The 10,694-nt window shown below is 54.7% G+C and carries 11 protein-coding genes and 1 pseudogene; 6 read left to right on the top strand and 6 right to left on the bottom strand.

What is annotated here, in order from left to right; genetic code table 11:
* The 4 genes and pseudogenes from INF68_RS12090 to INF68_RS12075 all read left to right on the top strand — a co-directional run.
* On the top strand, window positions 1-519 hold a 519-nt coding region (locus tag INF68_RS12090), incomplete at its 5' end, for an RHS repeat-associated core domain-containing protein (RefSeq protein WP_227412844.1).
* Window positions 520-527: 8 nt separating this feature from the next.
* Window positions 528-725: a hypothetical protein gene (locus tag INF68_RS12085; RefSeq protein WP_126787531.1), complete on the top strand. Its 198-nt coding sequence runs from the start codon at window positions 528-530 to the stop codon at window positions 723-725.
* Between the two features lie 123 nt (window positions 726-848).
* Window positions 849-1,828: pseudogene (locus INF68_RS12080) on the top strand (RHS repeat domain-containing protein); the annotation flags it as partial.
* 416 nt (window positions 1,829-2,244) lie between these two features.
* A complete protein-coding gene (locus INF68_RS12075) occupies window positions 2,245-2,718 on the top strand; it encodes a hypothetical protein (protein ID WP_126786808.1) in 474 nt (157 codons plus the stop codon).
* A 57-nt stretch (window positions 2,719-2,775) separates the two neighbouring features.
* Here the strand turns inward: INF68_RS12075 and ychF are convergent, their stop codons facing one another.
* Window positions 2,776-3,870: a redox-regulated ATPase YchF gene (gene ychF / locus INF68_RS12070; RefSeq protein WP_010432886.1), complete on the bottom strand. Its 1,095-nt coding sequence runs from the start codon at window positions 3,868-3,870 to the stop codon at window positions 2,776-2,778.
* A gap of 126 nt (window positions 3,871-3,996) precedes the next feature.
* Complete coding sequence (gene pth / locus INF68_RS12065) at window positions 3,997-4,581, bottom strand: aminoacyl-tRNA hydrolase (protein WP_023336005.1); 585 nt, start codon at window positions 4,579-4,581, stop codon at window positions 3,997-3,999.
* 274 nt (window positions 4,582-4,855) lie between these two features.
* On the opposite strand from pth, the gene ychH reads away from it, so the two are divergent.
* Together ychH and INF68_RS12055 are read left to right on the top strand one after the other, a co-directional pair.
* Window positions 4,856-5,131 carry a stress-induced protein YchH gene (ychH, locus tag INF68_RS12060; RefSeq protein WP_023312132.1) on the top strand — a complete coding sequence of 92 codons (276 nt, stop codon included), beginning with the start codon at window positions 4,856-4,858 and terminating at the stop codon, window positions 5,129-5,131.
* A 120-nt stretch (window positions 5,132-5,251) separates the two neighbouring features.
* Window positions 5,252-6,310, top strand: coding sequence for a MerR family transcriptional regulator (locus INF68_RS12055; RefSeq protein WP_126786809.1), 1,059 nt, complete (start codon window positions 5,252-5,254; stop codon window positions 6,308-6,310).
* On the opposite strand, the gene dauA is transcribed toward INF68_RS12055, so the two are convergent.
* From dauA to lolB, 4 genes are all read right to left on the bottom strand, one after another.
* Complete coding sequence (gene dauA / locus INF68_RS12050) at window positions 6,296-7,975, bottom strand: C4-dicarboxylic acid transporter DauA (RefSeq protein ID WP_126786810.1); 1,680 nt, start codon at window positions 7,973-7,975, stop codon at window positions 6,296-6,298. The genes INF68_RS12055 and dauA overlap by 15 nt on opposite strands.
* Window positions 7,976-8,099: 124 nt before the next feature.
* Entirely contained in the window at window positions 8,100-9,047 is a 948-nt protein-coding gene (gene prs, locus INF68_RS12045) for a ribose-phosphate diphosphokinase (protein WP_003856663.1), read from the bottom strand.
* A 125-nt stretch (window positions 9,048-9,172) separates the two neighbouring features.
* Window positions 9,173-10,042 (bottom strand): 4-(cytidine 5'-diphospho)-2-C-methyl-D-erythritol kinase, encoded by an 870-nt coding sequence (ispE, locus tag INF68_RS12040; protein WP_126786811.1) that lies wholly within the window; start codon window positions 10,040-10,042, stop codon window positions 9,173-9,175.
* Window positions 10,039-10,650: a lipoprotein insertase outer membrane protein LolB gene (lolB, locus tag INF68_RS12035; protein ID WP_109845046.1), complete on the bottom strand. Its 612-nt coding sequence runs from the start codon at window positions 10,648-10,650 to the stop codon at window positions 10,039-10,041. The genes ispE and lolB overlap by 4 nt, the downstream gene beginning before the upstream one ends.
* Between the last annotated feature and the right edge of the window lie 44 nt (window positions 10,651-10,694).

Genomic DNA, 10,694 nt, shown 5'->3' with positions numbered 1-10,694 from the left:
TATTACGACCCGGACTGCGGGCGGTTTACGCAGCAGGACCCGATAGGGCTGGCGGGGGGGATAAACCTTTACCAGTATGCGCCGAATGCGCTGGGGTGGGTGGATCCGTGGGGTCTTAATAGATGCGAGGCAGGAGTTGCATCAGGAAAAGGTAGTAAAATAAAAGGCAAGTGGTTGAAGGGATCGCATGGTAATGCAGGTTTATTCCCATCATCTGTTGCTGATAAATTACGAGGTCGGGAATTTAAATCCTTTGATGATTTTAGAGAGAATTTCTGGAAAGAGGTGTCTCTCGACCCGCATCTATCGAAGCAATTTAGTACATCAAACGTTACCAGAATGCGGGGCGGAAAAGCTCCAATAGCACATGATACACAGTGGAACGGGAAAAATAGATCTTATGTCCTACACCATAGAACCCCTATCCAACATGGAAGCGGTGTCTATGATGTTGATAATCTAGTAATCGTTACACCAAGATATCACCTTGACATTCTAGATCGTGCTTATCATTTTTGAGGGGTAATATGCAAAGACAAGAGCTTATCGAGCTAATAAGGAAAATCCAACGCAGCGAAGGGATGGAAGAAGAAGCTGATAATGACATCGACCTCCTTTGTAGAAGTGTCGCAGATCCTCAGGCAGCTAATTATATTTATTATGAAGAACTTAGCGCAGAAGAAATTGCGGATAAAATTATAAATTACAAACCAATTCAACTATAAGTAGTATTCGGGGGGCGCAATGAGTCCCCCATATTGAAAAAAATCCATGCCAAAGCGTGGATTTTTTTTCATTCAAAACAAATCAAACGTTAAATAAGACGTTCATCACGTCGCCATCTTTAACTATGTAATCTCTATCGACGGGACGTCTTTACCGGCAATACCCAGCGCCCGTCGCCGCGCCGCTGGTCCCGCCGCTGGGATTACAATTACCGCAATAACCTCGTGCGGGAAGAGCGAGACGATAACCCGTTCAGCTGGTACCGCTGGCAGTACGACAGCGCCGGGCGTCGCTCGTTCAGGACGGGACGCAGCCCGGCCAGGAGCAGTGGCGCTGGGATGCGGCCGGTAACCCGCTCGAAGGCGCTGCTGAGAAGGTCACGCACAACCGCCTGACGCAGCTGAACGGCATTCGCTGGCGGTATGACATTCACGGCCGCACCGTGGAGAAGGATAACGGCCAGACCCGCTGGCACTACCGCTACGACGGCGAGCATCGCCTGACGGAAGTCATCAGCCAGCCGCGGGACCGCAACAGGCCGCAGACGCAGGTCAGCTTCCGCTACGATCCGCTTGGTCGCCGCATCAGCAAAACGCGACGCCAGATACTGGGCGGACAGCCAACCGGCAAGCCGGTCACAACCCGGTTTGTCTGGGAAGGGTTCCGTCTGCTGCAGGAGGTGCACGGGGATGTGCCGCTGACCTACGTCTACAGCGATCAGGACAGCTACGATCCGCTGGCGCGTATTGATGGCGTGGATGCTCCGGAGATCTTCTGGTTCCACTGCCAGCCCAACGGCACGCCGGAGCGGATGACGGATAGTGAAGGGCGGGTGCGCTGGGAAGGGGTAAACAGCGCCTGGGGCAAGCTGCTGCGGGAAAGCGAGACGCAGTTATCAGGATATTCTCAGAACCTGCGCATGCAGGGGCAATACCTGGACCGTGAGACAGGGCTGCACTACAATCTGTTCCGGTATTACGACCCGGACTGCGGGCGGTTTACGCAGCAGGACCCGATAGGGCTGGCGGGGGGGATAAACCTTTACCAGTATGCGCCGAATGCGCTGGGGTGGGTGGATCCGTGGGGGTTGAAATGCAAGTCTACTGAAGATGGTCCGATTTTAGGACCTCATGGTAGTCTAAAAAATGACTTACGCCCTGGCCAATCACATCACTTAAATCAGGATGCTGCATTCCGAGACATTATTCCTACTAATAGTGGAGCAGCGATCAAATTAGAAGGTAATGCGTTTACTCAACCAGGTACTCCGCACTATGAAGCTCATAAATCTTTAGAACAGTTTTGGAATCAATTTAGAAAAGGTGGAGCTTCATACCGAGAAATGCCTTCCAATCTCCAATATACTCAGGCGTTGAAGCATTCACTGGAGGCTGCAGGATTACCAGCAAATCAGGTTAAAGAAGCTGTCAGGTATAGTATTCAAAATAGAATACAGCATGGCGCGCTTGGTGGCATGAACGTACCTAGGATCCCAGGAAGAATAAATCAGGTTAAAACATGAAAATATCCCAGTTAGCAATAGACAGGTTAAATAAAATTAATTGGTTTGTTAATCTTGGTGTGGCGACAACACTCCCCGGGGTTATCCAGGCTCAGTCCTTTAGCTTATGTATAAAAGGCTTGAATAGCGATGAATGGGAAAATACCACCTTGGAGGCTGGTAATGAAATAACGGGTTATCTCGCAAAAAAACACACTAACAAATATCAATACTGGAACTCCTTGGTCAAAGAAGCTAAGAATGTTGTGGAGAATGATATTATCCCAAAAATAACCTTCCCGGAGTCTGAGGAAGGCTCAATGACTGAGAACTTAAAATGGGATCTTGTGAATTACTTGCTTGAAGATGCGTATAGTAATTTTCTTCAAGAGCCATTCTTTTTTGACGGATTAATTAATGTTTATGAAGCTGGGCATATGCCCTGTGGATGGTCAGGTACTTGGCCAGCGGGTAAACTAGTTATCTATTGATAGATCACGCGCAAAAAAATCCACGCCAAAGCGTGGATTTTTTTCATTCAAAACAAATCAAACGTTAAACAGGAAGTTCATCACATCGCCATCTTTAACGATATAATCTTTCCCTTCCGCACGCATCTTGCCTGCTTCTTTCGCGCCTTGCTCACCCTTGTAGGTGATGAAGTCTTCAAACGCGATAGTCTGCGCACGAATAAAGCCTTTCTCGAAGTCGGTATGGATCTTACCAGCCGCCTGAGGTGCAGTCGCACCTACAGGAATCGTCCACGCACGCACTTCTTTCACGCCAGCGGTGAAGTAGGTCTGCAGGTTCAGCAGCTCATAGCCTGCGCGAATTACGCGGTTCAGGCCCGGCTCTTCCAGACCCAGCTCGGCCATGAACTCTTCACGGTCAGCGTCGTCCAGCTCGGCGATGTCGGATTCAACGGCAGCGCAAACCGCCACAACCACAGAACCTTCAGCCGCTGCGATTTCACGCACTTTGTCCAGGTACGGGTTGTTCTCGAAACCGTCTTCGTTAACGTTGGCGATGTACATGGTTGGCTTCAGGGTCAGGAAGCTCAGGTATTTAATCGCCGCCTTGTCTTCTTCAGTCAGGTTTTTCAGCGCGCGCAGCATGCCCGCGTTTTCCAGCTGCGGCAGACATTTTTCCAGCGCAGCCAGTTCCGCTTTCGCGTCCTTGTCGCCGCCTTTGGCTTTCTTCTGCACGCGGTGAATCGCGCGTTCGCAGGTGTCGAGGTCAGAGAGCGCCAGCTCGGTGTTGATAACGTCGATGTCGTCAGCCGGATCCACTTTGTTGTTAACGTGGATGATGTTGTCGTTCTCGAAGCAGCGCACAACGTGGCCGATCGCTTCTGTTTCACGAATGTTGGTCAGGAACTGGTTACCCAGGCCTTCACCTTTGGATGCGCCTTTTACCAGGCCCGCGATGTCCACGAATTCCATGGTGGTTGGCAGAATGCGCTGCGGCTTCACGATTTCCGCGAGCTGGTCCAGACGCGGGTCCGGCATTGGCACAACGCCGGTGTTAGGTTCGATGGTACAGAACGGGAAGTTCGCCGCTTCGATACCCGCTTTGGTAAGCGCGTTAAACAGGGTGGATTTGCCCACGTTTGGCAGACCGACGATACCGCATTTGAATCCCATTTCTAAATCACCTTAATATCTTGATAATCAATCCGTTAACGATAACCGACTGATGAAAAGTAAATAACTACGCCTATTATACACGTAACCCGCATGACGCGCGGTAAAAAAGCCGTATCAGGCGGATTATTGCGCTTTGAAAGCGTGTAAGCGGTTTGTCGCTTTGGTTAACCCATCTTTCAGCCAGATTTCAGTGCAGCGTGCCGCCTCGTCTACCGCCTCGTCAATCAGTTTCTGCTCAGAAACCGGTGGCTTACCGAGCACGAAACCGACAACTTTGTTTTTATCGCCCGGATGGCCGATTCCCACGCGCAAACGGTGGAAATTCGGGTTATTGCCCAGCTTGCTGATGATGTCTTTAAGGCCGTTGTGGCCGCCGTGCCCGCCGCCCAGCTTGAATTTTGCCACACCAGGGGGAAGATCCAGCTCATCGTGGGCGACCAGAATTTCATCCGGATTGATGCGATAAAACGTTGCCATCGCCGCCACGGCTTTACCGCTCAGATTCATAAAGGTGGTAGGCACCAGTAAGCGAACGTCCGCGCCAGCAAGGTTGATACGTGAGGTATACCCGAAGAATTTAGGTTCTTCACGCAGGGGAGCACGTAACCGTTCGGCCAGCAGATCGACGTACCATGCCCCGGCGTTGTGGCGGGTGGCCGCATATTCTGCGCCCGGGTTGGCGAGGCCGACAATCAGTTTAATCGTCACGATTCAATTCCTAATGGGTTCCAGATCTGGCGCGTAGTTTACTGTCTGGCGCGCCGCTTGACAAAATTCTGCGATCTTCTCGACGAAATACGAATAATTTCTGATTTGAACAATTAGAATTTCAAGCTGTTCAAAGCCTTATTTGTAAACTTTTGTTTGGGACTTATCTGTAATTGTGATCATTCACGCAACTCATAAAAGGGGCGTTGTCTATACTTTACACACAAGGATTAGGGGCTTTTCCCCTGACAACCCAAAGTTCCGGAGGTGACACATGAAACGCAAAAACGCTTCGTTACTCGGTAACGTACTGATGGGATTGGGGCTGTTCGTGATGGTAGCCGGCGTGGGTTATTCCATTTTAAATCAGTTACCTCAGATTGACCTCCCGCAGTACTTCGCGCACGGCGCGATATTGAGCATCTTCGTTGGTGCGGTATTGTGGCTGGCCGGGGCGCGCGTGAGCGGGCATGAGGAAGTCTGCGATAAATACTGGTGGGTGCGCCACTACGACAAACGCTGTCGTCGCGATCAGCATAAGCACAGCTAGTGCCTGATAAAGAACGCCGAAACGGCTCCCGCGGGAGTCGTTTTTTTTTGCATCAAGGGTTGACCCTCACGTAACGTAAGGCTCCAGAGTTGCGCCACTGGCAAAGAAAAAGGAGCAGTTATGTTGATTCAGGTGGGTGAGCTGGCGAAACGCGCCGGGATCACCGTGCGGACATTGCACCACTATGAGCAAACAGGGTTGTTGCTGCCTTCTGCCAGAAGCGCGGCAGGTTACCGGCTATACAACCTGGCGGATGTCCAGCGTCTGCACATGATCCAGGCGCTGGCAAAAGCGGGGCTGGAACTTGCTGAAATCAGGGATTTCCTGGAACAGGAGTCGCTGTCGTTAACCGAGCTACTCGATGCGCAAATCACGCTGCTGGATAAACAGCTGCGCAGCATACATACGCTGCGCGACCGGCTGGTGGAGCTGCGGACCGGGCTTCTCGACGATGCGACGCCGGATCTGGAATCCTGGCTACAGACTCTGGAGTTAATGAATATGTACGATCGCTGGTTTAGCAAAGAAGAGTTACAGCAGCTGCCGTTTGCGGTGCAGAAGGATGCGCTGGCGGCTATCTGGTCAGGGCTGGTTGCAGAGGCTAAGACGCTTCTGCAGCAACATATACCCGCGACTGACGCGCGGGCGATGGATCTGGCGACGCGCTGGATGGAACGCCTGGAGCAGGACACGGCGGGCAAGCCGGAGTTTCTCACCCGGCTGAACGAGATGCACAGCGTTGAACCGCAGATGCAGGCGCAGACCGGCATCACGCCGGAGATGACGGATTACATCACGCGCGCGTTTGCGGAATCAAAGCTCAACATATGGGAGAAGTATCTCACTGCCGAAGAGATAGCCTTTACCCGGGCACATTACTTTGACCGCATGATGGAGTGGCCGCCGCTGGTGGCAAAACTGCATCAGGCGCAGCGGGAAAATACCGACCCCGCCTCTGACGATGCGCAAAAGCTGGCTGAAAACTGGCTGACATTGTTCCAGTCTTACGCGGGCACCAGCCCGGAGACTCAGCAAAAGTTTCGCACGGCCATGCAGCAGGAGCCGCATCTGATGAAGGGAACCTGGATGACGCCTGCCGTGCTTGCATGGCTCCAGCAGGCGATCGGGGTGATGATGCAGAGACGTTTCTCTGCATCAGGTCACTCACAGATCCGCTAACGCGGCTTCACGGTTAGGGTAGAAGGAGAGTCGGCCAGGGATAGGCTGCACGCCCGCGCGCGCCATGGTGCGCAGCGGCTGAAACTCCAGGTTACTCACCCGCAGCTCACAGCCTTCCGGCAGACGTGCCACAAAGCGCTGGAAGGCATCCAGGCCGCCTGCATCCAGCACCGGTACGGCATCCCATTTCAGCACCACAACCCGTTTGCCCGCGATGCGGGACTCCAGATCGCTGAACAATCCTTCCGCCGCAGCGAAAAACAGCGGGCCAATCACGCGCAGCACCAGCACATCGTCAGGCACCTCGACGTTAACCAGGGAAAGGCGCGTCATCTGCGCAATGCGGCGCATAAACAGCAGAGAAGCCAGCACGATCCCGACGCTGATGGCGATAACCATATCGAACAGCACGGTCAGCGACATGCAGATCAGCATCACGATGATGTCGTCTTTCGGCGCGCGACGCAGCAGGTTCACCACCTTGTGCGCCTCACTCATGTTCCAGGCCACCATCAGCAGCAGGGCGGCCATGGCGGAAAGCGGTAGCCAGGAGAGCAGCGGGGCGAGGATCAGCAGGGCGAGGATCACCAGCACGGAGTGGATAACCGCCGAAAGCGGTGAGGTTGCCCCCGCGCGCACGTTGGCCGCAGAGCGGGCGATGGCTGCCGTTGCGGTAATACCGCCGAAGAACGGCGCGACGAGGTTGCCTAATCCCTGACCGACCAGCTCGCTGTTGGCTTTGTGTTTGGTGCCGGTCATGCCGTCCAGAACGACGGCGCAGAGCAGGGATTCAATCGCCCCCAGCATTGCCATAGAGAACGCGGCGGGAAGCAGGGCTCGCAGGGAATCCCAGCTTAGGGTAAAGCTGGAGCCGGGCATGTCCCACGGCAGCACCAGCTGCGGTAGCAGTTGCGGAATGCCGCTACCCTGTGAACCGTCCGCCAGAACATAGTGGAACTGCGAGCCGATAGTCGCGACGTGACCACCGAGCATATTGACGATCGCCATCACCGCGCAGCCCAGCAGCAGCGCGGGCAGATGGCCCGGCAGACGAATACCGAGGCGAGGCCAGACAATCAGCGTGCCCAGCGTCACAATCCCGATGGCGGCGTCGCCCAGGTTGGCCGTCGGCAGCGCCATAAACAGCGCCCCCACTTTTTGCAGGTAGTGCTCCGGTACGTGGGGCATCTGCAGGCCGAGGAAATCCTTGATCTGCATGGTTCCGATGGTAATACCAATCCCCGAGGTGAACCCCAGCGTCACGGAAAGGGGAATATATTCAATCAGGCGACCAAAGCGGGCCAGACCAAACAAAATCAAAAATACGCCGGACATCAGGGTGGCGACCAGCAGGCCTGCCAGACCAAACTGCTGCGAAACCGGGTAGAGGATCACCACGAAGGCGGCGGTCGGGCCGGAGACGCTAAAGCGCGAACCGCCCGTCAGGGCAATGACGATCCCGGCAACGGCCGAGGTGTACAGACCGTACTGCGGCGCAACGCCGCTGCCAATCGCCAGCGCCATCGCCAGCGGGATGGCGATAATGCCGACGGTGATCCCGGCAATCAGGTCACGGACAAAGCGTGACGAGGTGTACTTCTCTTTCCAGCAGGCGTCGATGAGGGCGCGAAAGGGCAGAACATGTGAGGAGGCTACGTTTTTCACAATTATCTATCATCCGTATGCGCATCATCTGTCATATGAATGGCAGGTGAAGGAGGCATTAATCATACAAATAAAACCCGGAGACAAAAAAACCCGCCGCAGCGGGTTTTTCGGCCGTGTTCGATTAGTGTTCGAACATTGCTGAGATGGATTCTTCGTTGCTGATACGACGAATCGCTTCGGCCAGCATCCCGGACAGGGTCAACGTACGCACGTTTGGCAGTGCTTTGATCTCGTCGCTCAGTGGGATGGTATCGCATACCACCACTTCGTCAATGACGGAGTTGCGCAGGTTGTTTACCGCATTACCGGAGAAGATCGGGTGAGTCGCGTAAGCGAACACGCGCTTGGCACCACGCTCTTTCAGCGCTTCAGCTGCTTTACACAGCGTACCGCCGGTATCGATCATGTCGTCAACCAGCACGCAGTCACGGCCAGCAACGTCACCGATGATGTGCATCACCTGAGAAACGTTTGCGCGCGGACGGCGTTTGTCGATGATAGCCATGTCGGTATCGTTCAGCAGCTTAGCGATAGCACGGGCACGTACCACGCCGCCGATGTCCGGAGAAACCACGATTGGGTTATCCAGGTTCAGCTGCAGCATGTCTTCCAGCAGAATTGGGCTGCCGAATACGTTATCAACCGGAACGTCGAAGAAGCCCTGGATCTGCTCTGCGTGCAGGTCAACGGTCAGTACGCGGTCAACGCCGACGCTGGACAGGAAATCAGCGACAACTTTAGCGGTAATTGGCACACGCGCGGAACGGACGCGACGGTCCTGACGGGCATAGCCGAAGTAAGGGATTACAGCAGTGATACGGCCTGCGGAAGCGCGACGCAGGGCGTCGACCATAACAACCAGTTCCATCAGGTTGTCGTTCGTTGGAGCACAGGTGGACTGGATGATGAAAATATCACCACCGCGTACATTTTCGTTAATTTGTACGCTGACTTCGCCGTCGCTAAAGCGACCTACGGCGGCGTCGCCGAGGGAAGTGTACAGGCGGTTGGCAATACGTTGTGCTAGTTCCGGGGTGGCGTTACCAGCAAAAAGCTTCATATCAGGCACGAGAAGAACCTCAGGCATGCGTCCAGTGGTGGATAGCGTTCGCCGCAAACTGTGCGGGCCAGGCGAAGGCTATCCAGGCGGTGTATTAAAGAGCGCGATGCAACGTCTGGAACAGGGTGACGTTGTCACCGAAACTCAGTCTGCGCCAGAATGGTCTGCTGTAGGGGGGAGGTGTTCATCCCACGTGCTACAAAACCATGCAGCCAAACCGGCGCTTGCTCAAGCACCTGACGAGCGGCGGATTCGGTGTCAAATTCAGCAAAGACACAGGCCCCTGTACCAGTCAGGCGCGACGGCGCGTATTCTAACAGCCAGGAAAGCACCGCATCAACCTCGCGAAAACGTTTTCTTGCGATATCCTCGCAATCGTTGCTGAATTCACAATTTAATAACGTTTCTATTGACCGAACCGGGGTATTCCTTTTCAGGTCAGGATCTTTAAAGATGACCGGGGTCGGAATACTCACGCCAGGGTGGGCAACCAGATACCACTTCTCCGGCGGTTCAGCCGGGGAGAGAATCTCACCCACGCCTTCAGCAAAGGCCGCATGACCGCGCACAAACACCGGGACATCCGCCCCCAGCGTCAGGCCCAGGGCTGCCAGTTCGTCCTTCGACAGCCTGCAGCCCCAGAGGTGGTTCAGCGCAACCAGCACGGTGGCGGCGTTGGATGATCCACCGCCCAGACCGCCGCCCATCGGCAGGCGTTTCTCGATACGAATATCCGCACCGCTTCCCGCGGGCAGACGGCCCGATTCCGCCGCGGCTTTCATCAGCAGACGCGCGGCGCGAACGATCAGGTTGTCCTCATGCGCCACGCCTTCGACCGGCGTTAGCAGGCAAATCTGCCCGTCCTGGCGCAGTTCAATAGAGATCGTGTCGCCATAGTCAATAAACTGAAACAGCGTCTGCAGGGTGTGGTACCCGTCAGCACGCTGGCCGGTAATGTATAAAAACAGGTTCAGCTTTGCCGGAGAGGGCCAGTGGGTCATCATTTAACGATCCAGTTGTCCATTTTCAGCTTGATACGCTGGCTGCCCTGGGTCAGCTCCATGTTTGATGGCAGCGACGGTTTACTCTTGCTGTCATAGGCGCTGTACACCACTTTCCAGGTTTTGCCGTTCTGGGTGTAGTTCACCTGGCTCAGGCGGTACTGGTCGTCAAGGGTGTAGTCAGTTGCCTCACCCGGCAGGCCAAGGATCCACTGGCGCAGGCTGTTGAGCGGGATTGGCATCCCGGTCAGCTTGCCAATCATCTCTTCGGCATCGGTCGCGGTATAGTGCTGGCCTTTGTTATCGGTGATCTGCGCTTCGCCCGGTTTGGCGATAAGCTCCAGTTCGGTGCTGCCCAGCGGGTTCAGCAGCAGCAGGCGGTAGTTGTCCTGCCCCGTCTGCTGCCAGAAGAAGCGGGCATAAACCTTTTGTTCGTCAGAGAGATAAGCGAAAGCGCCGCGGGTCTGGTACTGGTTCAAATTACGGACGTCCTGCTGGTGCTGACGCCACTGCGGTGAATCAGGGCTTTTGCCCGGGCCTTTTGGTTGGGTGACGGAACACGCGGTCAGAACCAGTGCTGCCAGCGGCAGCAGGCGAATCAGTCGGGTCATAATGAGGACAAATCCTTGAGATACGTTGCAGTTATAACTGTTAA

Origin of the sequence: Enterobacter cloacae complex sp. P16RS2 (assembly GCF_014982155.1) — a bacterium.
In the GTDB taxonomy this organism is placed as follows: domain Bacteria; phylum Pseudomonadota; class Gammaproteobacteria; order Enterobacterales; family Enterobacteriaceae; genus Enterobacter; species Enterobacter cloacae_M.
The sequence above is the reverse complement of the archived record's forward strand: the minus strand, read 5'-3'. Positions and strand labels throughout refer to the sequence as shown.

What these genes read in the sequence shown, in the direction of transcription:
- INF68_RS12085 (WP_126787531.1), top strand. Translation starts at nt 528, where the DNA reads ATGCAAAGACAAGAGCTTATCGAGCTAATAAGGAAAATCCAACGCAGC.
- INF68_RS12075 (WP_126786808.1), top strand. Translation starts at nt 2,245, where the DNA reads ATGAAAATATCCCAGTTAGCAATAGACAGGTTAAATAAAATTAATTGG.
- ychF (WP_010432886.1), bottom strand. Translation starts at nt 3,870, where the DNA reads ATGGGATTCAAATGCGGTATCGTCGGTCTGCCAAACGTGGGCAAATCC.
- ychH (WP_023312132.1), top strand. Translation starts at nt 4,856, where the DNA reads ATGAAACGCAAAAACGCTTCGTTACTCGGTAACGTACTGATGGGATTG.
- INF68_RS12055 (WP_126786809.1), top strand. Translation starts at nt 5,252, where the DNA reads ATGTTGATTCAGGTGGGTGAGCTGGCGAAACGCGCCGGGATCACCGTG.
- ispE (WP_126786811.1), bottom strand. Translation starts at nt 10,042, where the DNA reads ATGATGACCCACTGGCCCTCTCCGGCAAAGCTGAACCTGTTTTTATAC.
- lolB (WP_109845046.1), bottom strand. Translation starts at nt 10,650, where the DNA reads ATGACCCGACTGATTCGCCTGCTGCCGCTGGCAGCACTGGTTCTGACC.